General features: G+C 69.3%; 17 protein-coding genes and 1 pseudogene. 9 read left to right on the plus strand and 9 right to left on the minus strand.

The window, feature by feature from the left end; all coding sequences use genetic code 11:
* The first annotated feature begins 22 nt into the window (after nt 1-22).
* Nucleotides 23-1,848 (plus strand): annotated as a pseudogene (locus GBZ26_RS12160) (IlvD/Edd family dehydratase).
* Nucleotides 1,849-1,865: 17 nt separating this feature from the next.
* Here GBZ26_RS12160 and GBZ26_RS12165 read toward each other — a convergent pair.
* The gene (locus GBZ26_RS12165) at nt 1,866-3,086 is read right to left on the minus strand and encodes an alpha/beta hydrolase (protein ID WP_174439069.1); all 1,221 of its coding nucleotides are present in this window, start codon (nt 3,084-3,086) and stop codon (nt 1,866-1,868) included.
* Nucleotides 3,087-3,352: 266 nt separating this feature from the next.
* On the opposite strand from GBZ26_RS12165, the gene GBZ26_RS12170 reads away from it, so the two are divergent.
* Nucleotides 3,353-4,426: an aldose epimerase family protein gene (locus GBZ26_RS12170; RefSeq protein ID WP_174439070.1), complete on the plus strand. Its 1,074-nt coding sequence runs from the start codon at nt 3,353-3,355 to the stop codon at nt 4,424-4,426.
* A 42-nt stretch (nt 4,427-4,468) separates the two neighbouring features.
* The gene (locus tag GBZ26_RS12175; RefSeq protein WP_174439071.1) at nt 4,469-5,989 is read left to right on the plus strand and encodes a tagaturonate reductase; all 1,521 of its coding nucleotides are present in this window, start codon (nt 4,469-4,471) and stop codon (nt 5,987-5,989) included.
* A 155-nt stretch (nt 5,990-6,144) separates the two neighbouring features.
* On the opposite strand, the gene GBZ26_RS12180 is transcribed toward GBZ26_RS12175, so the two are convergent.
* The 4 genes from GBZ26_RS12180 to GBZ26_RS12195 form a co-directional block, all read right to left on the minus strand.
* The gene (locus tag GBZ26_RS12180; protein ID WP_174439072.1) at nt 6,145-7,419 is read right to left on the minus strand and encodes a hypothetical protein; all 1,275 of its coding nucleotides are present in this window, start codon (nt 7,417-7,419) and stop codon (nt 6,145-6,147) included.
* A 73-nt stretch (nt 7,420-7,492) separates the two neighbouring features.
* Nucleotides 7,493-8,533: a polysaccharide pyruvyl transferase family protein gene (locus tag GBZ26_RS12185; protein WP_174439073.1), complete on the minus strand. Its 1,041-nt coding sequence runs from the start codon at nt 8,531-8,533 to the stop codon at nt 7,493-7,495.
* Between the two features lie 224 nt (nt 8,534-8,757).
* Nucleotides 8,758-10,248 (minus strand): multicopper oxidase family protein, encoded by a 1,491-nt coding sequence (locus GBZ26_RS12190; RefSeq protein ID WP_174439074.1) that lies wholly within the window; start codon nt 10,246-10,248, stop codon nt 8,758-8,760.
* A 74-nt stretch (nt 10,249-10,322) separates the two neighbouring features.
* Nucleotides 10,323-10,754, minus strand: a complete 432-nt coding sequence (locus GBZ26_RS12195; RefSeq protein ID WP_246654137.1) for a hypothetical protein — start codon at nt 10,752-10,754, stop codon at nt 10,323-10,325.
* 160 nt (nt 10,755-10,914) lie between these two features.
* Between GBZ26_RS12195 and GBZ26_RS12200 the strand changes: the two genes are divergently transcribed.
* Genes GBZ26_RS12200 through GBZ26_RS12210 form a run of 3 tightly spaced genes read left to right on the plus strand, consistent with a single transcriptional unit; the run spans nt 10,915 to nt 15,905 of the window.
* Nucleotides 10,915-11,631, plus strand: a complete 717-nt coding sequence (locus tag GBZ26_RS12200; RefSeq protein ID WP_174439075.1) for a TetR/AcrR family transcriptional regulator — start codon at nt 10,915-10,917, stop codon at nt 11,629-11,631.
* Nucleotides 11,621-12,817 carry an efflux RND transporter periplasmic adaptor subunit gene (locus tag GBZ26_RS12205; RefSeq protein ID WP_174439076.1) on the plus strand — a complete coding sequence of 399 codons (1,197 nt, stop codon included), beginning with the start codon at nt 11,621-11,623 and terminating at the stop codon, nt 12,815-12,817. Before GBZ26_RS12200 ends, GBZ26_RS12205 begins: the two co-directional genes overlap by 11 nt.
* A 10-nt stretch (nt 12,818-12,827) precedes the next feature.
* A complete protein-coding gene (locus GBZ26_RS12210; protein WP_174439077.1) occupies nt 12,828-15,905 on the plus strand; it encodes a MexW/MexI family multidrug efflux RND transporter permease subunit in 3,078 nt (1,025 codons plus the stop codon).
* A gap of 82 nt (nt 15,906-15,987) precedes the next feature.
* On the opposite strand, the gene GBZ26_RS12215 is transcribed toward GBZ26_RS12210, so the two are convergent.
* Nucleotides 15,988-16,836 (minus strand): SDR family oxidoreductase, encoded by an 849-nt coding sequence (locus GBZ26_RS12215; RefSeq protein WP_174439078.1) that lies wholly within the window; start codon nt 16,834-16,836, stop codon nt 15,988-15,990.
* Nucleotides 16,837-16,952: 116 nt separating this feature from the next.
* Here GBZ26_RS12215 and GBZ26_RS12220 point away from each other — a divergent pair, with 116 nt between their 5' ends.
* The gene (locus GBZ26_RS12220; protein WP_174439079.1) at nt 16,953-17,366 is read left to right on the plus strand and encodes a winged helix-turn-helix transcriptional regulator; all 414 of its coding nucleotides are present in this window, start codon (nt 16,953-16,955) and stop codon (nt 17,364-17,366) included.
* Between the two features lie 72 nt (nt 17,367-17,438).
* On the opposite strand, the gene GBZ26_RS12225 is transcribed toward GBZ26_RS12220, so the two are convergent.
* A complete protein-coding gene (locus GBZ26_RS12225) occupies nt 17,439-18,908 on the minus strand; it encodes a catalase (RefSeq protein WP_174439080.1) in 1,470 nt (489 codons plus the stop codon).
* 132 nt (nt 18,909-19,040) lie between these two features.
* Here GBZ26_RS12225 and GBZ26_RS12230 point away from each other — a divergent pair, with 132 nt between their 5' ends.
* Entirely contained in the window at nt 19,041-19,976 is a 936-nt protein-coding gene (locus GBZ26_RS12230) for a LysR substrate-binding domain-containing protein (RefSeq protein ID WP_174439081.1), read from the plus strand.
* Here GBZ26_RS12230 and GBZ26_RS12235 read toward each other — a convergent pair.
* Nucleotides 19,962-20,801 carry a TrmH family RNA methyltransferase gene (locus GBZ26_RS12235; protein WP_174439082.1) on the minus strand — a complete coding sequence of 280 codons (840 nt, stop codon included), beginning with the start codon at nt 20,799-20,801 and terminating at the stop codon, nt 19,962-19,964. The two genes, GBZ26_RS12230 and GBZ26_RS12235, sit on opposite strands and share 15 nt — an antisense overlap.
* Nucleotides 20,802-20,949: 148 nt before the next feature.
* Here GBZ26_RS12235 and GBZ26_RS12240 point away from each other — a divergent pair, with 148 nt between their 5' ends.
* Nucleotides 20,950-21,174 (plus strand): DUF1127 domain-containing protein, encoded by a 225-nt coding sequence (locus tag GBZ26_RS12240; RefSeq protein ID WP_174439083.1) that lies wholly within the window; start codon nt 20,950-20,952, stop codon nt 21,172-21,174.
* Between the two features lie 8 nt (nt 21,175-21,182).
* On the opposite strand, the gene GBZ26_RS12245 is transcribed toward GBZ26_RS12240, so the two are convergent.
* On the minus strand, nt 21,183-22,413 hold a 1,231-nt coding region (locus GBZ26_RS12245), incomplete at its 5' end, for a PQQ-dependent sugar dehydrogenase (RefSeq protein WP_345772043.1).

The raw sequence follows: 22,413 nt of genomic DNA on the forward strand, positions 1-22,413 counted from the left end.
CCCAACCCGAATTGGTGCCGACATGTCCGATACGAAGCCCTCTCCCCAGCACCCGGAAATCGGCTCCAGCCGGCGGCTGCGGTCGCGCTCGTGGTTCGACAATCCCGACAACCCCGACATGACCGCGCTCTATCTGGAGCGCTACCTGAACTTCGGGCTGACGCGGGAGGAGTTGCAATCGGGCGCGCCGATCATCGGCATCGCCCAGACCGGCTCCGACCTCAGCCCCTGCAACCGGCACCATCTGGTCCTGGCCGAACGGCTGCGCGAGGGCATCCGCACCGCCGGCGGCATCGCCATCGAGTTCCCCGTCCACCCGATCCAGGAGACCGGCAAGCGGCCGACCGCCTCGCTCGACCGTAACCTCGCCTATCTCGGCCTCGTCGAGGTGCTGCACGGCTACCCGCTCGACGGGGTGGTGCTGACCATCGGCTGCGACAAGACCACCCCCGCCTGCCTGATGGCCGCGGCCACCGTGAACATCCCGGCCATCGCCCTGTCGGTCGGCCCCATGCTGAACGGCTGGTTCCGCGGCGAGCGCACCGGCTCGGGCACCATCGTGTGGAAGGCGCGCCAGATGATGGCGGCCGGCGAGATCGATTATCAGGGCTTCATCGAGCTGGTGGCGTCCTCCGCACCCTCGACCGGCTACTGCAACACGATGGGCACGGCCTCCACGATGAATTCGCTGGCCGAGGTGCTGGGCATGCAGCTTCCCGGCTCCCCGCCATCCCTGCCCCCTACCGCGAGCGCCAGCAGGCCGCCTATGAAACCGGCAAGCGCATCGTGGAAATGGTCCGCGAGGACCTCAAGCCCTCCGACATCCTGACCCGCGACGCCTTCCTCAACGCCATCGTCGTCAACTCCGCCATCGGCGGCTCGACCAACGCGCCGATCCACATCAACGCCATCGCCAAGCACATCGGCGTGCCGCTGACGGTGGAGGACTGGCAGACCCACGGCCACGACGTGCCGCTGCTGGTCAACCTCCAGCCGGCCGGCGAGTATCTGGGCGAGGACTTCCACCGCGCCGGCGGCGTGCCCGCGGTCGTCGCCCAGCTCATGGCCAAGGGGCTGATCCGCGAGGGGGCGCCCACCGTCAACGGCCGGAGCATCGGCGAGAACTGCCGCCACCAGCCGATCCTCGACACGCGGGTGATCCACCCCATCGACGAGCCGCTGATGCCCAACGCCGGCTTCGTGGTGCTGCGCGGCAACCTGTTCGGCGCCGCCATCATGAAGACCAGCGTCATTTCCGACGAGTTCCGCCAGCGCTACCTGTCCAACCCGCAGGACCCGGAGGCGTTCGAAGGCAAGGTCGTCGTCTTCGACGGGCCGGAGGACTACCATCACCGCATCGACGACCCCGGCCTGGGCATCGACGCCTACACCATCCTGGTCATCCGCGGCACCGGCCCCATCGGCTATCCGGGGGCGGCGGAGGTGGTCAACATGCGGCCCCCCGCCACGCTGATCCGGCAGGACGTCCACTCCCTTCCCTGCATCGGCGACGGCCGCCAGTCCGGCACCTCGGGATCGCCCTCCATCCTCAACGCGTCCCCGGAGGCAGCGGCGGGCGGCGGGCTGGCCCTGCTGCGCAGCGGCGACCGGGTGCGCATCGACCTGCGCCGCGGCAGCGCCGACATCCTGATCCCGGAGGGCGAACTGGCCGACCGCCGCGCCGCTTTGGAGGCCGCGGGCGGCTACCCCATCCCACCGTCGCAGACCCCCTGGCAGGAGATCCAGCGCGGCATCGTCGACCAGCTCGACGAGGGCATGGTGCTGAAGCCCGCCGTCAAGTACCAGCGCGTCGCCCAGACCATGGGCATCCCGCGCGACAATCACTGACCCAGGAGGCGGGGGCATCAGCCCCCAACCTTGAACCGGTCATCCAGCCAATCGAGGACGCGGAGGTTCAGGAGGGAGCGGTTGCCCATCTCGCAATGCCCGCCGGCGCCTTCGGCGGCGGTGAAGCGCATCAGCGTCTTCGGTCCGACGAGCGCGTCGAAGAAGGCGCCGGCACCGGCCGACAGGGCGTCACCCTCCGCCTGGGTGATCAGGGTCGGGCAGGCTATGAGCTGCGCCCGCCCCCGCATGGTGAAGCGCTCCGCGGAGGCGAGATAGGAGCGCAGGTCGGCGACGCCATGCACCCAGAAGCCGCGCTGAACGACCTTCCAGTTCAGTTGGCGGTTGCCGCGGATGAAGGTGTCCATGCGGTCGATCACGGCTTGGTCCAGGGCGCCGAGATCGGCCGCCGCCTCCGGCGCGACGCCGAGTTGGTGCACCACCACGTCGCGGAAGCCGTCGGCGATGCTCCAGGTGCCGGGATCGGCGATCAGCGCCGCGATGCGCGGCTCGCCCGACGCGGCGCGCGGGGCGAGATGCCCGCCGAGGCTCCAGCCGCTGAGCGCGATGCGCTCCGCATCGACGAGCGGCAGGGTTTCGGCGAAATCGACCACCGCCCCGATCACCGTTTCCCAGTCCGGGCGCAGCGGCACGCCGTGCTCGTAGAGCATGGCCCCCTGGCCGGGGCCGTCGAACAGCAGGCTGTGATAGCCCCGCCGCGAGGCCGCCACCGCCGACGCGAAATACATGTCGGTGATGGTGCCGTCGTAGCCGTTGGTGAAGACGATCAGCGGGCGGACGCGGGTTTCGAAACCCTCCGCCGGGATGAAGCGGCCGGGCATCGCCATCCCGCCGAAGGGAATGGCCAGCGGGATGGCCGGGCGCGGTCCGAGCGAGAGCCCCTTGTCGAGCGCCGCCGTCCCCTTGCGGAAGGCGGCGATCAGGCGCGGATCGACGGGGGCGCCGTAGAGCGGGTGGAAGGAGGCGTTGTGGAAGGCGCTCGCCCGCAAATAGAGGGCGCGGGCGGTCGCCTTGTGACCCTTGGACAGGGCGATGTCGGCCTCGTGCGCCAGCCGGTCGCCCGCCGCGGTCCAGGCGTCGTAATAGGCGCCGTCGTCACCGTCGCCGATGGCCGCGGCGACCGCCTTGATCTCGCCGAACTCCGCCCCGCCATAGGGGATGTAGGCGACGGGCCAGGTTCCGAAATCCTCGTGCAGAGCGTCGTGAAAGAGGGTGGTCACGGCTGTCCTCCCCGGTCCCGCCGGCCGGTTCACTGAAGCCCCGGCAACTCCCAATTGTCGCGTCGCCGACATCACCACGCCATCACGCAGAAGGTGAGACGCCCGAACGGACATGACGCTCCCCGGCTGACAATTGCCCATCTCGTCACGTGCGGCAAAAGCGCCCGCTCCGGCGGCGGGTGCTTTTCTCCTTCCGCCCCGATAACTGATATATTAATATATTCAATATCCTTCCGGCATCCTCCGGTCCAAGGGGCACCCACGCCATGACGCCTTATGCCGACCTCCGGCGCGAGGATTTTCGCGCCACCATCGACGGCACGCCGACCGACCTGTTCACCCTGCGCAACCGCCGGGGCATGGCCGTCCGCATCACCAATTACGGCTGCAAGATCGTCCAGATCCTGGCGCCCGACCGCGACGGCGCCCTCGGCGACGTGGTGCAGGGCTATGAGACGCTGGAGCGGACCATGGCCGGCCAGCCCTCCATGGGCTCCTTCATCGGGCGCTATTGCGGGCGCATCGGCGGCGGACGCTTCACGCTGGACGGGGTGGAGCACCGCACCGCCGTCAACGCGCCGCCCAACACGCTGCACGGCGGCCAGCGCGGCTCCCGATTCCGCACCTTCGACGCCCGGCAACTGGACGAGACGAGCCTGGAACTGACCTACGTCTTCCAGGATGGGGAGGAGGGCTTTCCCGGCACCCTGCCCGTCCGGCTGGTCTACTCACTGGACGAGGACAACGCCCTGACCATCGCCTGGACCGCCGTGGCGGCGGACAAGGCGACCGTGGCGAACTTCACCGACCACACCTTCTTCAACCTGTCGGGCGACGCCGGGTCCTCGATCCTCGACCATGTGGCGACGGTCAACGGCAGCCGCTATCTGGCGCTGGACGCCACCGCCGTCCCCACCGGGGAGCTGGTGGACGTGACCGGCACGCCCTTCGACTTCCGCAGCCCCGCCGCCTTCGGCGCACGGATCGCCGCCGATCACCCGATGCTGGCGCTCGGCAAGGGCTACGACCTGCATTACGCGGTGGACAAGCCGGCGGGCGCGCTGGGGCTGCACGCCCGCGTCGTCCATCCGGGCAGCGGGCGGATGCTGGAGGTCCTCTCCACCGAACCCGGCGTGCAGGTCTACACCGGCAATTTCCTCGACGGCCAGACGCCGCGCGACCTCGGCAAGGGCGGCAGGCTCTACACCCGGCACAGCGCCTTCTGCCTGGAGCCGTCGCACTTCCCCAACGCCGTCAACATCCCGTCCTTCCCCTCCACCGCGCTGGCCCCCGGCCAGTGGTGCACGGGCCGCATCGTCTACCGCTTCGGCGTCGCCTGAACCCTCTGCCAGCGCACTCCGATTCTCAAAGGACCTTCCGTCATGCCCCTTCTCTCCCGTGCATCGCTCGCCGCCGGCGCCTTCGCCATTGCCAACACGACGGTTGCGCACACGGCGGGCGCCCCGCGGCTGCCCGTCACCGTCCTTCAGATCGGCGACGGCAACTTCCTGCGCGGCTTCGTCGATTGGATGGTGGACGTCGCCAACGGCGCCGGGCTGATGCGCGCCGGGGTCGCCGTCGCCCAGCCGCTGGACCAGGGCGTCGCCGGCCTGCTGAACGCGCAGGAAGGGCTCTACACCGTCCTGCTGCGCGGCATCGAGCAGGGCGAGGAGGTCGAATCCCGCCGGGTGGTGAGCTGCGTGTCCGAGGCGCTGAACCCTTACGCGGAGTGGGACCGCATGCTGGCCCTCGCCACGTCCCCGGCGCTGCGCTTCCTGGTGTCCAACACGACGGAGGCCGGCATCGCCGACGTGGCGGAGCCCTACACCCCCGGCGCCTGCCAACAAAGCTTCCCGGCCAAGGTCGCGGCGCTGCTGCACGCCCGCTTCACCGCGCTGGGCGGCACGCCGGAGAGCGGCCTCGTCCTGCTGCCCTGCGAGCTGATCGAGGCCAACGGCGCCAAGCTGAAGCGGATCGTCCTCGCCCACGCCGAGCGCTGGGGCCTGGAGTCCGGCTTTGCCGCCTGGGTCGAGGCGCACAACCACTTCCTGAACACGCTGGTCGACCGCATCGTCCCCGGCTACCCACGCGACGAGGCCGCGGCACTCGCTACAACGTGGGGCTACGAGGACCCGCTGGCCGTGGCCGGCGAGCCCTTCCACGTCTGGGTCATCGAAGGCCCGGCGGCCCTGGCCGAGGAATTCCCGCTGCACAAGGCCGGGCTGAACGTGGTCTGGACCGACGACCTGAAGCCCTACCGCACCCGCAAGGTGCGCATCCTGAACGGCGCCCACACCGCCGGCGCGCTCGCCGCCTTCGTGGCGGGGGTGGACACGGTGAAAGGCATGATGGACGACCCCACCCTCTCCGCCTACCTCAACACGGGAATGTTTGGGGAGATCGTGCCCTTCGTGCCCCTGCCGGACGCCGAGCGCCAGGACTACGCCCGCACCATCATGGAACGCTTCGGCAACCCCCACATCCGGCACGAGCTGATCGCCATCGCGCTGAACTCGGTGTCGAAGTGGCAGGTCCGTGTCCTGCCCAGCCTGAAGGACCACGCCGCCGCCCATGGCGAGGCGCCGGACGGCCTGTCCTTCTCGCTGGCTGCCCTTCTGCGCTTCTACAAGGGCACACTGGCGGCGGACGGCACGTGCAGCGGCAGCCGTGACGCCGGCCCATACCCGATCCGTGACGACGCGGCGGTCCTGACGGCGCTGTCCGGCGCCTGGGCCGCGCATGGCGGCGACCCGGCGGCGCTGGTGGAGGCCGTGCTGTCCAACGCCGCGCTGTGGGGCGAGGACCTGACCCGCATCCCCGGTCTGGCCCACCGCACCGCCGCCCATCTGGCGGTTATCGAGGAGCGCGGCATGCGCGGGGCTTTGGAAGCGTTGATGGCATAAATCACGGGACTTTTGCCGCGAGTTCATCGCCTTCTCCCCTCTGGGGAGAGGGTGGCCCGCAGGGCCTCTCGCGCTGGTCCTCGGCCTGCCGGCGGCGGCGCCGCTGATGCTGCTGGTGGCGATGCGGCTGCTCGGCGCGCGCCGGAACGACAGGGTCAGCCCCGGGTCCGCAGCCGGTTGCGGACCCGCTTGAGCGGCTGCTTCAGCTCCATGGCGTCGAGCAGTCCCACCGCCGCCTGCCGCAGCGACGCGGCGGCGCCCTTCACCGCCCGGACAGGACGGGGTTCGGGACGGCCGGAGTCGGATTGCCCAAGGTCCGGCTGGATGGCGCGCACCCGCTCCTTCAGCCGCTCCAGCCATTCCCCCTCGACCGCATGCTGGCGGGCGTAGTCGAGGATGGAGCGCAGCTCCGCCGCCTGCGGCTCGTTGCGCACGGGGATGCCGGCGATGCGGGCGGGGTCCAGCGGCCCGTCGAAGCACTCCGGTGCAGCCACCCTGGCGGCGGCGAAGTTCATCCGGGTGCGCACGCATTTCTCGCAGACGCCGCAGTTCCGGAACTGCTCCGTCCCCTCCCAGCAGACGCGCAGGGAGCGCACCGCCTCCGGATAGGCGGCGACCGCCGCGGCCTTCTCCGTGCGGGAATAGGCAGCCCCGTCGTGCACGATGGCGAAGCCGTCGCCGGACAGCAGGTGATCGGCGATCGGGGTGGTGCCGTAGGGGATGACCAGCGCGTCGTAAGGCTTGGTGCTGCCGATCAGCCCGAACTCGAACTCCGCGGCGTGGAGGTGCAGGCAGGCCGCCAGCTCCGCCGCGTGGGAATCCTGCCAGTTCTGGAGATGCAGCTCCTTGCTGTTGGTGCGCACCACGCGCAGCTCCAGCCCGACCAGTTCGCGGAAGGGCCGGGTGCGCTCGACCAGCCGCTCGAAATCCTCGGCCCGGTCCAGTTCCACGTCGAAGCCGTGCACCATGAGAAGCGCGCCGACATGGTGGCGCCGCTCCGGCGGCAGGAGAAGCCGGTGGCGCAGGATGGTGAAGGTGCTGTCCAGGCCGCTGGAATAGGCGGCGATGGCCCGGCGCCCCGGCTTGGGCGCGTTGCGGTCGACGACCGTCTCCGGAATGATCTCCACCGTCTGGTAGCGGTCGGGACGCCAGCGCCGCCACACCCCCTGGAGCGTGTCGATGTTGTGCATCGCCGTGCGGGTCAGCGGCCCGTGCACATGGACGGGAAGGCCCCGTTGCATGGCGTGGAACAGGACCGCCATGACCGCCCCGTCCATCGGCCGGTCCGCCGAGGTCCCGGCCGGATCCTCGAACTCGTAGACCACGCGGTCCCGGCGGCGGGCGCCGTCCTCGGACAGCAGGACGGTGCGGCGGACCAGACCGCCGCTCGCCGTCTCCTCGAATCCGATGTGCAGCCCTTTGCCCGCCATACGTCCCGACGCCCTCTTCAGCCCGTGTTCCGGGATGACAGACGGATGCGGGGCGCAAACGTTCCCGAGGTCCTCAGCGTTTCCAATCGGCGAGCCAGCTGTCGATGTAGTTGGTCAGCTTGCCGTAGGAGTTGTCGCGCACCTGCACCGGCAACCCCATCATCAGGGCCAGCAGCATCCCATGCAGGCGGTTGGTGACCACGGCGTTGGCCGCGCCGAAATGGGCGACCGCCTTGCGGACCAGTCGGTCGCGGATGGGATACCAGCCGCGCAGCGGGTCGGCGGGCAGTGGAACCGCGTCGTCCAGCCGGATCAGCCGGGCGGCGAGCGCGAAACCGGCGAAATCCTCCGGCCCGCACAGATCCTCCCAGTCGAAGACCGGCGAGTCCTGGCGCAGCCAGTGGCGCCCCGCGCATTCCTGGTCGCGCCGGGCCATCACAAGCAGGGTCGTGTCGTGTGCCGGGCGCACCGGCGTCAGCCGCGTCGGGTAGCGCGTCAGGTAATGGGCAAGGTCCGGCACCTGGATCGCCCGCTCCCCCAGAAAGGGCCGCACCAGATCGAGCGACGGCGCGTCGCGCGCCATGAAGACCAGATTGCGGTGGGCCGACCAGCGCTTCATGTCGTGGCGCAGCCGGTCGTGGTCGCGGTAGTAGACGGTCTGCGGCAGCAGCACGATGCGGCTGGACGGAAAGCTCTCCAGCACCTTCTGCCGGAACGTCTCGTGATGGGGGTAGAGGTCGCCGAAATTGCCGCCGCCGTGCAGCAGGATCGCCGCCTGCCCGTCGCGCTGGCGGCGCAGCAGGCGCCGGGCGTTGCCCAGCGTCACCCGCTCGCGGATGTCCACGCCGCCGTCGGCGAACAGCGTCTCCGCCCCCTGGTTGATCAGCAGATCCCCGACGTTCAGATGGACCGGGATGTCCGCATAGATGGCCGGCCCGCTGCCCAGATGCGGAAGCACCAGATCCCGCACCCGCAGCGACAGCGCCTCCAGGGCCGCAAGATCCGGGTCCAGCCACAGGTCCGCCGCACCGGCGGCAGCCCCGCCGGCAGACCCACCACCAGATCCGGCGGCCGCGCGCCCCCCGGCACCGCCGTCATAACACCAGGTATCCATGGCCAATGGCCGCCCCCGCAGAAGATTGGTCCCGGAACATTGGTTGCCGGCCCCGGAGATGGAAGAGAAGTGACACGTCCCGGTCCAATGTGAATGGGGGTGATGCGTGAAAGTTCGCACCCAAAGGAATGCGCCTGGATGTGCCGATTACATCCATCCGAACCGGCACGGAGCTTTTGCGGTAACCGTTCCGGCGCGGTCGGGCCGCGCCGGAATCTTCGTGTTCATATGGTTTGCTCGCACACCAATTCGGTCATCATGCCCGTCGCCATGTGCAGAAGGTTGTGACAGTGCAACGGCCAGCGCCCGGGATTGTCGGCGTCGAAGGCGATGGTGGCGGACCCGTTCAACGGCACCAGCACCGTGTCGCGCACCGCCCCGGCCAACGCCGTCCCGTTGAGCGCGGTCACTTGGAAATGCTGGCCGTGCAGGTGCATCGGGTGGCCCATCGGGCTTTCGTTGACCATGGTGACGGTCACCCGCTGCCCCTTGCGGACGGTCAGCGGCCGGTGCTCACCGAAGGGACGGTCATCGATGGTCCAGACATAGGGTGCCATGCCGCCGGTCAGACGGATGGTGAAGGCCGCATCCGTGGGGCGCGGCGCCAAGGGAGCGAGCGCCGCCAGCCGCCGCTCCAGCGACAGGTCCACCGGCCCGGCGGCGGCGTCCGCAAGGCCGGCGGTCCTGCCCACCGTGGCGCCGGGGGTGGCGAGGATGATGCCGGTGCGCTGACGCTCCCCTTCCCGCTGCGCCAGGACGGGGAAGGCGCCGCCTTCGGCGGGAAGCTGGAGGAGGATGTCCAGCCGCTGTCCCATGACCATGCCGAAGCGCCGCCCGCTCACCGGCTCCACCGGGTTGCCGTCCGCCGCGACCACCGTCCCGTCGAGGGCGCCGAGGTCGATGTGGAAGGCCGTCGAGGTCGCCCCGTTGATCAGCCGCAGCCGGACCCGCCCGCCGCGCTCCACCCGCACCACCTCCGGGTCGTCGAGCGTGCGGTCGTTGGCGAGGTAGGCGTCGTATTCCACGTCGTTGAGGTCCATGGCGGCCATGGTCATGCCGCCCATGCCCTTCATGGTCGTGTGGTCCATCATCGGCATGGCGCCGCCATGCCCGCCTCCATGGCTGCCTCCATGGCTGCCATCGTGATTCATGGCGCCGCCGCCGGTCAGCCCGGCGAGGACCGCGGCGGGGTCCTTGAAGGTGAAATCGTGCAGCAGCACGGTGACCTCCTGCGCGTCCTCGCGCCGGTCGTCGGCCGTGCGGACGATCAGGGGGGCCGCCATCAGCCGCTGCTCCTGGAGGCCGTGGTGCGAATGCATCCAGTGCGTGCCGGGCCGCGGCTCGAAATCGTAGCTCTGGCTGGCGCCGTCGCGGATCAGCGGGCGGTTCGCGTCGGCCACGCCGTCCTGGGCGTAGGGCGGGGTCATGCCGTGCCAGTGGATGACCGCGTCCTCCCCGGCCCGGTTCGCCAGATCGACCAGGAAGCGCTGCCCCGGATCGAGGACCAGACCGGAGGTGCCGTCCGGCTGGCGGATGCTGAAGACCGAGGCGGGCTTGCCCAACACCTCCAGCACGCGCCGCTCGACGGCGAGGCGGAGGGGAGCCCCGGCCCATGCGGGGCGCGCGGCTGCGGGAAGAAGGGAGGACAGGCCGCCCAGCGCGGCCACGGAAGCCGCGGACGCCAGGAAACAGCGGCGGGTCTGAAGAATCGTCATGATGCGATGGTCCGTTTTTGCGAGATGCCGGCCCAGAGCGCGCGGTGAACGCGCACCTTGGGCATGGAGTCGGATCAAACGGTCATGCGCGGTGGTCTGAGGGCCGGCGGCGGGCCGATTCCCTCCGGCAACTGGCTGGTCGGCCGGAAGGGTGCCGAAAGGCGAAATGGCGGCATCGGAAAGGCCGCCGTGGTGGCGATGCCCGACAGCATCATCAGGCAGGCGCCGCCGCAAGACAGCCCGTTCCTGCCCGCGCAGGCGTCGTCCGCCGGGGGCGCGTGGTCGGCATCGCCCACCCAGACGCTTCCGGCCGGCGTCGGAGCCGAGGATGCGGCATGGCCCTGACCGTGGGCGCCACCATGGATATGCGCCTGCGCGGCGGATGGCACGAACAGCGCCAGCGCGGCCAGCATCAGCAGCCCCGCCACCAGCCGCCCGATCGGCACCATCCCGCCAAGGGTGCAGCCACCCCGCGCCATCGCCGTTTCCCGTTCCTGCATCGGCATCACCGCTCACAGTCTCCACCTTCCAGTGGCGGGAAGGTCAAGCGCAAATTCGCACTGACGCCAGTGGTTGTAGGGAGCCCGCTCTGGACAGCCTGACCGCGCCGTGATATCTCCGGCCCAGCAAAGTGAGTTAGTGCTCACTTATGGAATAGGGTTAATCATGGGACGGCTGGACAACTCGGCCCGGCGCGCGGCAATCATCGACGCGGCCCTGCCGCTGTTCGCGCGCAAGGGATTCGCCGCCACCACGACGAAGGAGATCGCTCAGGCCGCCGGTGTGTCGGAGGCGCTGATCTTCAAGCATTTCCCCAGCAAGGCCGCCCTCTACGAGGCGATCTTCCGCTCCTGCGTGGACGGGGACGAGGATCTGGCGAAGCTGCTGGCGATGCCGCCGAGCACGGAGACGCTCGCCGCCTATGTCCAGGCGATGGTGAGCTGCTACGCCAGCGAGTTGCCCAGCGACCGCGACACCATGCTTCCCCGCTTCCGGCTCTATTTCATGAGCCTGTTGGAGGACGGGGAATTCGCCCACATGGTGCGCCGCTGGATGTCGGAGCACATCGCGCCGCCCTTCGTGGCCTCGCTGCGCGCCGCCCGCGACTCAGGCGATCTCGTCCCCTCGGCCCCGGTGACGGAAAACGCCTTCTGGCTGGCGGAGATGCTGGGCTCGACCCTGGCCACCATTCACCTCCCGCCGACGCCGCTCGTCCCTTCCCTGGCCGAGCCGCGGCGCACCGTCCACGACGCGGTCGCCTTCATCCTGCGCGGCCTCGGCCTGCGGGAGGAAGCGGTTGCCCTTTACACGTCTTTATTGCATTGCACCCAATCAACAGAACCAGAACCGACCTGTTCGAGAGAGGCTGATCGTGACGAGTGACATCGACCATTCCGCTCGCGCGCCGGAGCGGACCACCGCACGCCGTCCGGTCACCCGCGGGCGGCTGGCGTTCCGCATCATCATCATGGCCGTCATCCTGGCCGTGCTGTTCGGCGGCCTGTACGCCTTCAACAACTTCCGCAACAAGGCCATCGCCGACTTCTTCGCCGGCAACAAGCCGCCGCCGACCCCCGTCTCGGTCGCCGAGGCGACGGCGCAGTCCGTTCCCAAATACACCACCGCCATCGGCACCCTGACCGCCAGCCGGCAGGTGAGCGTGGCGCCGGAGGTGGTCGGGCGCGTGACCCAGATCTTCTTCGAATCGGGCGCCACCGTGAAGGCCGGCGCGCCGCTGGTGCAGCTCAACGACGCTCCGGACCAAGCCGACCTGCTGGCCTTCCGCGCCCAGGCGAAGCTGGCCGAGAACAACCTGCAGCGCGCCCGCAACCTGCTGCGCAACCAGGCCGGCCCGCAGGTCACCGTGGACCAGAACCAGGCCCAGCTCGACGAGGCCAACGCCAACATCAAGAAGACCGAGGCGCTGATCGCCCAGAAGCTGATCCGCGCGCCCTTCGACGGCGAGCTGGGCATCCGGCAGGTGAATGTCGGCGAGTATGTCAGCGCCGGCGGCCCCGTCGTCACGCTGACCGACCTCGCCAACCTGTTCGTGGACTTCACCCTGCCCGAGCAGGCGTTGAGCCAGATCCGCATCGGCCAGCCGGTGCTGATCTCCGCCGACGCCGCCCCCGGCGCCACCTTCGACGCGGTGATCTCGACCATCGAGCCGCAGGTCAGCCCGGACACCCGCGCCATCAAGGTGCGCGCGACGCTGCAGAACCCCGAGCGCAAGCTGCTGCCCGGCATGTTCGCCAACATCCGCGTCGTCCAGCCGCCAGCCCGGAACCGCATCGTCATCCCGGAAACCGCGGTGGACTACACGGTCTACGGCGACAGCGTCTTCGTCGTCGCCGCCCAGAAGGACGCCGAGGGCAAGGACGGCCATGTCGCCAAGCGCGTCCCGGTCAAGACCGGCGACCGCTTCGACGGCAAGGTGGAGATCCTCGACGGTGTGAAGCCCGGCGACCGGGTGGTGTCCTCCGGCCAGCTCAAGCTGAACAACGGCGCCGCCGTGGTGCCGACGGAAGCGAGCGCGCTGGTGCCGCCGCAGACCGTTCCGCGCAACTGAGGACCCGGCCATGTCATTCACCGACATCTTCATCCGACGGCCGGTTCTGGCGCTGGTGGTCAGCCTGCTGATCCTGCTGGTCGGCGTCCGGTCGCTGACGGATCTGCCGATCCGGCAGTATCCGGAGTTGCAGAACACCGTCATCACCATCACCACTTCCTACCCCGGCGCCTCCCCCGACCTGATGCAGGGCTTCATCACGACGCCCATCGAGCAGGCGGTGGCGACCGCGGAAGGCATCGACTACATCACCTCCTCCTCCACCCAGGGGGTGAGCCTCGTCACCGCCTACATCCGGCTGAACTTCAACCCCAACGTCGCGATGACCGACGTGATGTCGAAGGTGCAGCAGGTCAAATACCAGCTTCCGCGCGAGGCCAACGACCCCGTGATCCTGAAGTCCACGGGCGAGACGACCTCCATCCTCTATATGGGCTTCGCCAGCCCGGAGCTGTCCGGGGCGGCCATCTCCGACTATCTGACGCGCGTCGTGCAGCCGCTGCTGTCCACCGTGCCCGGCGTGGCCGAGGCGCAGATCCTGGGCGGCCAGACCTTCGCCATGCGCGTCTGGCTCGACCCCGACCGGATGGCCGCGCGCAACATCGCCGCCGCCGACGTGCGGGCGGCGATCCAGGCCAACAACTACCAGTCCGCCCCCGGGCAGGCGAAGGGCGTCTTCGTCGTCTCCAACATCACCACCAACACCGGCCTGACCGACGTCGAGCAGTTCCGGCAGATGGTGGTGAAGTCCAAGGACGGCGCCCTGGTCCGCATGAAGGACATCGCCGAGATCGAGCTGGGCGCGCAAAGCTCCAACGCCAGCGTGTCGATGAACGGCCAGCAGGCGATCTTCATCGGCATCAACTCCACGCCGACCGGCAACCCCCTGACCATCGTGGAGGACATCCGCAAGCTGGTGCCGGAGCTGGAGCGCAACCTGCCGCCGTCGCTGAAGATGGAGATCGTCTACGACTCCACCCGCTTCATCCAGGCCTCCATCGACGAGGTGCAGAAGACGCTGCTGGAGGCGGTCGGCATCGTCATCGTGGTGATCTTCCTGTTCCTGGGCTCCTTCCGCTCGGTGCTGATCCCCATCGTGACCATCCCACTGTCCATCGTGGGTGCCGCGACGATCATGCTGGCGATGGGCTTCAGCCTGAACCTGCTGACGCTGCTCGCCATGGTGCTGGCCATCGGCCTGGTGGTGGACGACGCCATCGTGGTGGTGGAGAACGTCCACCGCCACCTGGAGGAGGGAAAGTCGCCCGTCGAATCCGCGCTGATCGGCGCGCGGGAGATCATCGGGCCGATCATCTCCATGACCATCACGCTGGCCGCCGTGTACGCCCCCATCGGCTTCCTCGGCGGGCTGACCGGCGCGCTGTTCCGCGAGTTCGCCTTCACCCTGGCGGGGTCGGTCATCATCTCCGGCGTGGTGGCGCTGACGCTGACGCCGATGATGTGCTCGCTCCTGCTGACCCGCGACATGAACGAGGGCCGCTTCGCCCGCTTCGTCGACCGGACCTTCGACAAGCTGTCCGGCTGGTACGGGCGACGGCTGGGCGGCGCGCTGGACTACCGGGCGGCGACCCTGCTGTTCGGCTTCGGCGTTCTGCTGAGCGTCGGCTTCCTCTTCGCCAACACCATGTCGGAGCTGGCGCCGGAGGAGGACCAGGGCATCCTGTTCGGCATCACCAAGGGGCCGCAGTACGCCAACCTCGATTACATGGACGCCTACGGGCGTGAGATGGACGAGGTGTTTACCCACTATCCGGAGACCGACACCCGCTTCGTGCTGAACGGCCTGCCGACCCTGACCCAGGGCTTCGCCGGCATGATCCTGAAGCCGTGGGACGAGCGCACCCGCAGCGCCAAGGAGCTTCAGCCGCTGGTCCAGGCCGATCTCGGCAAGGTGGCCGGCACGCAGGTGTTCCTGGTGTCGCCGCCGGCCCTGCCCGGCTCCACCGGCGGCCTGCCGGTGCAGATGGTCATCAACAGCCCCGGCGATTACCAGACCATCTTCAACGCCATGGAGCGCATCAAGACCGCCGCCATGGAAAGCGGCATGTTCATCGTCACCGACAGCGACCTGCAGTTCAACAGCCCGGTCGTCCGGCTGCACGTCGACCGGTCGAAGGCGGCGGACCTCGGCCTGTCCATGCAGTCGGTCGGCGACACGCTGGCGGTCCTGGTCGGCGGCAACTACGTCAACCGGTTCAACCTGAACGGCCGCTCCTACGAGGTCATCCCGCAGGTGCCGCGCGACAAGCGCCTGACGCCGGAGACGCTGACCCGCTACTACGTCACGGCGGGCAACGGCGCGCAGATCCCGCTGTCCACCGTCGTCTCGATCGAGATGGCGACGGAGCCGAACGCCCTGACCAAGTACAACCAGCTTCCCTCCGCGACCTTCTCCGCGGTGCCGATGCCGGGCGTGACGATGGGCCAGGCCGTGGAGTTCCTGGAGCGGCAGGCCCGCGAGATCCTGCCCGCCGGCTTCGGCCATTCCTACCTGTCGGAGTCGCGCCAGTACGTGACCGAGGGCAACCAGCTCATGGTCACCTTCGTCTTCGCGCTGGTGGTCATCTATCTGGTGCTGGCCGCGCAGTTCGAATCGCTGCGCGACCCGCTGGTGATCCTGATCTCGGTGCCGATGTCGATCTGCGGCGCGCTGCTGCCGCTGTTCTTCGGCCTGTCCACCATGAACATCTACACCCAGGTGGGTCTGGTGACTCTGATCGGCCTGATCAGCAAGCACGGCATCCTGATGGTGGAGTTCGCCCGCGAGATGCAGATCAACGAGCGGGTGGACCGCCGCACCGCCATCGAGCACGCGGCCCGCGTCCGCCTGCGCCCGATCCTGATGACCACGGCGGCGATGGTGGTGGGCCTCCTGCCGCTGCTGACCGCCGCCGGCGCCGGTGCCGCCAGCCGCTTCTCCATCGGTCTGGTGATCGTGTCAGGCATGCTGATCGGCACGCTGTTCACGCTGTTCGTCCTGCCGGCGGTCTACACCATCCTGGCCAAGGACCACTACGCGGCGTCGGTCTCCCGCCGCGCGCGGGAGATCGCGGCGGCCTCGCAGTAAGCGTCGTCAGACCGTAGCCTGTCCAAAAAAGACCTCCTCGCCTTGCACGGGCGAGGAGGTCTTTTTCTTTGCCGGCCAGCCCTTATCGTGGCAAGGCGGCGGCCACGGCGGCGGACAGCGGCGTGGTCGGGCGCCCGATCAGCGCCGACAGCTGGCGCCCGTCGTCGAACAGCGCGCCCTTCGACGCGTCGGCGTCCCAGGAGGCGATGCCCTTCGCGAAGGCCTCGGGAAGGCCGAAGCCGGCGAGGATAGCCGCGAAGTCCGCCTCCGGCAGGTTCCGGTAGGGAATGTCCTTGCCGGACTGGCGGGAGATTTCCGCGGCAAGGTCGGCCAGCGTCACGGCATCGTCCCCGGCCAGCTCGTAGGTCCTGCCCTCATGGCCGGTGCCGGTCAGCACCGCCACCGCCGCGTCCGCGTAGTCGGCGCGCGTGGCCGAGGAGATCCGCCCGTCGCCGGCGCTGCCGATGAAGGCGCCCCCGGCAAGCGCCGCGCCGACCGAACCGGTGTGGTTCTCCGTGTACCAGCCGTTGCGCAGGATCGTGAAGGGGATGCCCGACGCCCTGATGTCCGCCTCCGTCGCCCGGTGCTCCTCGGCGAGGCTCAGCGGCGAGCGGTCGGCGTGGAGCAGGCTGGTGTAGACGATCCGGCCGACGCCCGCCGCCTTCGCGGCGTTGACGACGTTGCGGTGCTGCGCCGCCCGCTGCCCGATCTCGTTCGACGAGATCAGCAGCAACGTGTCGACACCGGCCAGCGCGCGGGCGAGCGCGTCGGGGTTGCCGTAATCGGCCTCGCGGGCCTCGACCCCCAGATCGGCGGCCTTGGCGGGGGAACGCACCAGGGCGACGATGCCGGAGGCCGGAACCGTTTCCTTAAGACGGGCGATGACGAGGCGGCCAAGCTGGCCGGTGGCACCGGTGACGGCGATGGTCATGGTCGGGTGTCCCTTTTGCGGTTGGGTGGTGACCACCTACCTAAGCCTCTTGCTTACTTTTCGTAAGTACGTACATAAATGTAAGTGTGAAGATTCCTAGCGGGAGAAGGACGGCCATGCCGGAACCGGACGATGACTACATTCCGCTGCCGCTGTCGGAGCGGATGCAGCGCGGCGACCTGATGGCCGCGGCCTGCCCCTCGCGGGAGGTGCTGAAGCACGTCACCAGCCGCTGGGGCGTGCTGGTCCTGATCGCCCTGGAAAGCGGAACGCTGCGCTTCAGCGAACTCCGCCGCACCATCGGCGGGGTCAGCGAGCGGATGCTGGCCCAGACGCTGCAATGGCTGGAGGGCGACGGGCTGGTCAAGCGCACCGCCCACGACGTGGTGCCGCCCCATGTCGACTACAGCCTGACGCCGCTGGGGCGGGAGGCCGCCGAGAAGGTGCGCCTCCTCGCCGACTGGATCGAGTTCAACCTGCCGCGGATCGCCGAGGGCTGGGCAGACCGCCAGAACGCCTCAGCGGACTGACCCATACCTCAAAAAAAGCCGCCGGACGCGAGGGGGTGCGTCCGGCGGTGCCGAGTGTTCGGGAGTTGGGCCTCAGCCGGCCACGGCCGCCTCTTCAGGCTGTGCCGCTGCCGTCAGCCCCAGCCGCTTCGCGACGCCCGCGCCATAGGCGGGGTCCGCCGCGAAGAAGTGCGCCAACTGCCGCCGCTGGATGAAGAGCGGCGCCTCCCCCAGCGAGTTGGCGATGGTGTCCATCAGCCGCTCCTGTGCCTCCGGGCCGATCAGGCGGAACAGGGCACCGGCCTGGGCGTAATCGTCGTTGCCCTCGCGGTGGTCGTAGCGGGCGGCGTCGCCGGCGATGCGCAGCGGCGGTTCGGCCACCGCGTGGTTCTGCACCGGCCCGCCGAAGCTGTTCGGCTCGTAGTTCGGGCTGCCGCCGCCGTTGCCGTCGAAGCGCATGGCGCCGTCGCGCTGGTGGTTGCGGACCTCCGCGGCGTGCGGGCGGTTGACCGGCAACGCCTGATGGTTGGCGCCCAGCCGGTAGCGGTGCGCGTCGGCGTAGGCGAACAGGCGCCCTTGCAGCATCTTGTCCGGGCTGAAGGAAATGCCGGGCACCACGTTGGCCGGGCTGAAGGCGGCCTGCTCGACCTCGGCGAAGTAATTCTCCGGGTTGCGGTTCAGCACCAGCTCGCCAATCTCGACCAGCGGGTAATCGGCGTGCGGCCACACCTTGGTCACGTCGAACGGGTTGATGCGGCAGGCGTCGGCCTCGACCTCCGGCATGATCTGCACCGAGACGGTCCAGGCCGGGAAATCGCCGTCGCGAATGGCGGCGAACAGGTCGCGGGTGGCGTGGTCGGGATCGACGCCGGCCATGCGCACCGCCTGATCCGCCGTGAAGTTCTGGATGCCCTGGCGGGTTTTGAAATGATACTTGACCCAGAAGCGCTCGCCCGCCGCGTTGATCCACGAGAAGGTGTGGCTGGAGAAGCCGTCCATGTGGCGGTAGCCGCGCGGCGTGCCACGGTCGCTGAACAGGATCGTCAGCTGGTGCATCGTCTCTGGCGACAGGGAAAAGAAGTCCCAGACCGCCGTCGGGTCCTTCAGATTGGTCGCCGGGTTGCGCTTCTGCGTGTGGATGAAGTCGGGGAACTTCAGCGGGTCGCGGATGAAGAAGACCGGCGTGTTGTTGCCGACCAGATCGTAGTTGCCGTCCTCGGTGTAGAACTTGACGGCGAAGCCGCGCGGGTCGCGCTCGGCGTCGGCGGAGCCCTTCTCGCCGCCGACGGTCGAGAAGCGCAGGAACACCTCGGTCTCCTTGCCGACGTCCGACAGGAATCGCGCCGATGTGTAGGACGTCACGTCCCTCGTCACCCGGAAGACGCCATAGGCGCCGGCCCCCTTGGCGTGGACCACCCGCTCCGGAATGCGTTCGCGGTTGAAGTGGGCCAGCTTCTCGATCAGGTGGAAATCCTGCATCAGCACCGGACCGCGCGGGCCGGCGGTCAGCGAATTCTGGTTGTCGGCGACGGGAATGCCGGCAGCAGTGGTCAGAGTGCTCATGGCTCAACTCCTTCTGGCGTTTCTTATGGTGGGCGTCTTGTCGGTCGCCGTGTCCGCTTTGCCCCCTGGTTATCCCGCCGCGTCGTTGATATATCCAAGACATCGTTTCAAATGCCTCGATAGCCTGAGCCTATGAATCTCGCCGGTCTCTCCCTTCGCGATCTGGAATATGTGGTGGCGGTGGCCGAGCAGCGGCATTTCGGCAAGGCGGCGGAGCGCTGCTCGGTCAGCCAGCCGTCGCTGAGCGCGCAAATCCGCAAGCTCGAAGACCTGCTCGGCATCACCCTGTTCGAGCGGACGAGCCGACGCGTGCTGCCCACCCCGCAGGGCGAGGTGGTGATCCGCCAGGCCCGCGTCGTCCTGGAGGAGGCGCGCCGCCTGCTGGCTCTGGCCCGCGGGACGGCGGAGGGATTGCACGGCCCGCTCGCCATCGCGGCGATCCAGACGCTGGGACCGTACTTGTTCCCCCACGTCCTGCCCGCGATGCGCCGGCACCTGCCCGACGTCCAGCTCGTGCTGTCCGAAGGCCGCACCGACGGCCTGCTGGAGGAATTGCGCGAGGGGCGGCTCGACGCCGTCCTGCTCGCCCTGCCCGTCGAGGCGGAGGGACTGACCTGCGACGCCCTGTTCTTCGAGCCCTTCATGCTGGCCCACCCCACCGGCCACCGGCTGGAAAGCCTGCCCTCCATCGCCCTGGCCGACCTCGACCCCGGCGAACTGGTGCTTCTGGAGGAAGGCCATTGCCTGCGTGATCAGGCGCTGGCCGCCTGCGGCGCCACCACCCGCGGCATGCGCCACGCCACCGGGCTGGAGACGCTGCGCCACATGGTCGCCAGTGGCACCGGCTACACGCTGATGCCATGGCTGGCCACCGGCGACGGGGAGGCGGCGACGGTGGGCGGTCTGGTCGCCTACCGCGACTTCCAGGGCGACCCGCCCGGCCGCGTCATCGGTCTGGTCTGGCGGGCCAGCGACCCGCGCGCCGCCGGCTTCCGCGCGCTCGCCCGGAGCCTGCGCGACGCCACCCCGCCCGGCCTGCGCCGGATCGACGACTCAGCCGACGCCTGACTCCGGCTCCGCCATAAAGGCGAGGTGGTGCAGGACGATCCCGCTGGTCGTGGCGACGTTCAGGGAATCGAAATCCGGCGCCATGGGGATGCGCACCGTCCGCGTCCGCGCCAGCACGGAGGCCGGCAGGCCCGGCCCTTCCGATCCCAGGAGCAGCGCCGCGCGCTCCGGACGGCGCAGGGCCGCCAGAGGGACCGCCCCCGCCGGGCTCAGCGAGAGGACGGCGAAGCCGTGCCGCTCCAGCAGCGCGACCGGATCGGTTCCCGCCGGAATCCGCAAGAAGGGCACCCGCAGCGCCGCCCCGACCGACACGCGGATCGCCTTGCGGTAGAGCGGGTCGCAGCAGCCGGAATCGAGCAGCACCGCGTCCACCCCGAAGGCCGCCGCGTTGCGGAAGATGCCCCCCACATTGTCGTGGTTGCCGATCCCGCACAGCACCAGCACGGTCGCCCGCGGCCCCAGCCCGGCCAGCAGCGCGTCCGGCTCCGGCATCGGCGCCGCTTGCCCCAGCCCGAGGATACCGCGGTGCAGGGGGAAGCCGGCGATGGCGTCCAGCACCTCCTGCCGGGCGCTGTAGACCGGCACCGCGGCGGGCAACGCCTCCAGAATCGGCACCAGCCCGGCGATCCGCTTCTCCGCGATCAGCAGCGACAGGGTTTCATGGCGCGAGGCGGTCAACAACGTCCGTAACACGACCGCCCCTTCGGCGATGAAGCGCCCTTCCCGCCCCACGAGGTCGCGCTCCTTCACGTCGCGGTAAGCGGCGATCCGCGGGTCGTCCGGGTCGTCGATGGGAATGATGCACGGGGGATTGATGGCTGGCATGGGCGCCTGTGTAGCGCCCCTGCCCTCCCATCGGAAGTCCGGAAAGCGTGGGGCCGGTGTGAAGGGGGCCACTTCGCCACCGGCCGAAGCCCGCTAGACAGGACCGGCAACGCGGGGCGGCAGTCCCCGCCCGAACGGAGGAACGCCCATGACGACCCTGTCCGCCGTCCGCGCTTTCGGCGCGACCCTGCCGAAGTCGCTCACCGCCGCCTTGCTGGGAGCCTGCCGCAAACTGATAAAGCGCCGGACGCAAAGAGCCGTCACCCCCGACCGCCTTGACGACCGCTTGCTGAGGGACATCGGCGTCAGCCGCAGCGACCTGATGGCCGCGGAGCGCCTGAGGAAACCGCCCCGGCGCCGCGGTGGCCGTTGAAGCGTTGCTTACGATTTGCCCGCCGGAGTCACCCGCAAAATCTCGCCCCGATTCTCGTCGGTCAGCAGATAGAGCGCGCCGTCCGGTCCCTGGCTGACCTGCCGGATGCGCTTGCCGAGATCGCGGAACATGCGCTCCTCGTGCTTGACCTTGTTGCCGTCGAGTTCGAGCCGCACGACCTCCTTGGTCGCCAGCCCGCCGTTGAACAGGCTGCCCTTCCAGCCGGGCAACGTGTCGGCCGTGTAGAAGGTCATGCCGGAGGAACCGATGACCGGAGTCCACTGGTACACCGGCTCCTCCATCCCGGGCGCGCTCGACTTGCCCGTCCCGATCGGCGTCCCGTTGTAGTTCACGCCATAGGACACCACCGGCCAGCCGTAATTCTTCCCCGGCTCCGGCACATTGACCTCGTCGCCGCCGCGCGGCCCGTGCTCGTTGATCCACAGCGCGCCGGTCTGCGGGTTCAGCGCCGCGCCCTGGATGTTGCGATGGCCGTAGGACCAGATTTCCGGCAGCGCGCCGGAACGGTTCACGAAGGGGTTGTCGGCGGGCACGGAGCCGTCGCGGTTGATCCGCACCACCTTGCCCAGATGCGAGTCGAGATCCTGGGCCTGCGTCCGGAACCGCTCCAGCGAGCGTTCCCCCAGCGTCACGTACAGGTGGCCCTGCCGGTCGAAGACCAGCCGGGACCCGTAATGCATGCGGCTTTCCACCTTGGGCTTCTGCGAGAAGATCACCCGGACGTCGGTCAGGGCGGTCTCGTCGGCGTTCAGCGCGCCGCGCGCCACAGCGGTGGAGTTGGTGCCGTCCTCCGTCCCGGGCTCGGAAAAGCTGAGATAGACGAAGCGGTTCTGCGCGAAGTCCGGGTCCAGCGCCACGTCGAGGAGGCCGCCCTGCCCGCGGTCGTCGACCTTCGGCACGCCCTTCACCGGGCCGGACACCGTGCCGTCCGGCGCCACGATGCGCAACCGGCCATCCTTCTCGGTCACCAGCATCCGCCCGTCGGGCAGAAAGGCCAGCCCCCAGGGATGGCTGAGGCCGCTGGCGACGGTTTTCACCGACACCATCGCCTTTTCGGTTTTGAACACCTTGTCCACGGCGCTCGCATCCGTGACGCTCAGGCAAGCCGCAAGGGTGGTGGCGGTCATCAGGGCGGCGGTTCGGCCCATGCGCATTCCTCGTCCTCCCGCATCGTCGCTGTCGATGGGTAGGTGGGGGCGCCACGGCCACGAACAAGAC

The organism is Azospirillum formosense (genome assembly GCF_013340925.1).
In the GTDB taxonomy this organism is placed as follows: domain Bacteria; phylum Pseudomonadota; class Alphaproteobacteria; order Azospirillales; family Azospirillaceae; genus Azospirillum; species Azospirillum formosense.

Coding starts and splice junctions, on each gene's coding strand:
- GBZ26_RS12170 (WP_174439070.1), top strand. CDS start 3,353: ATGACGCCTTATGCCGACCTCCGGCGCGAGGATTTTCGCGCCACCATC.
- GBZ26_RS12175 (WP_174439071.1), top strand. CDS start 4,469: ATGCCCCTTCTCTCCCGTGCATCGCTCGCCGCCGGCGCCTTCGCCATT.
- GBZ26_RS12180 (WP_174439072.1), bottom strand. CDS start 7,419: ATGGCGGGCAAAGGGCTGCACATCGGATTCGAGGAGACGGCGAGCGGC.
- GBZ26_RS12185 (WP_174439073.1), bottom strand. CDS start 8,533: ATGGATACCTGGTGTTATGACGGCGGTGCCGGGGGGCGCGCGGCCGCC.
- GBZ26_RS12190 (WP_174439074.1), bottom strand. CDS start 10,248: ATGACGATTCTTCAGACCCGCCGCTGTTTCCTGGCGTCCGCGGCTTCC.
- GBZ26_RS12195 (WP_246654137.1), bottom strand. CDS start 10,754: ATGCCGATGCAGGAACGGGAAACGGCGATGGCGCGGGGTGGCTGCACC.
- GBZ26_RS12200 (WP_174439075.1), top strand. CDS start 10,915: ATGGGACGGCTGGACAACTCGGCCCGGCGCGCGGCAATCATCGACGCG.
- GBZ26_RS12210 (WP_174439077.1), top strand. CDS start 12,828: ATGTCATTCACCGACATCTTCATCCGACGGCCGGTTCTGGCGCTGGTG.
- GBZ26_RS12215 (WP_174439078.1), bottom strand. CDS start 16,836: ATGACCATCGCCGTCACCGGTGCCACCGGCCAGCTTGGCCGCCTCGTC.
- GBZ26_RS12220 (WP_174439079.1), top strand. CDS start 16,953: ATGCCGGAACCGGACGATGACTACATTCCGCTGCCGCTGTCGGAGCGG.
- GBZ26_RS12225 (WP_174439080.1), bottom strand. CDS start 18,908: ATGAGCACTCTGACCACTGCTGCCGGCATTCCCGTCGCCGACAACCAG.
- GBZ26_RS12230 (WP_174439081.1), top strand. CDS start 19,041: ATGAATCTCGCCGGTCTCTCCCTTCGCGATCTGGAATATGTGGTGGCG.
- GBZ26_RS12235 (WP_174439082.1), bottom strand. CDS start 20,801: ATGCCAGCCATCAATCCCCCGTGCATCATTCCCATCGACGACCCGGAC.
- GBZ26_RS12240 (WP_174439083.1), top strand. CDS start 20,950: ATGACGACCCTGTCCGCCGTCCGCGCTTTCGGCGCGACCCTGCCGAAG.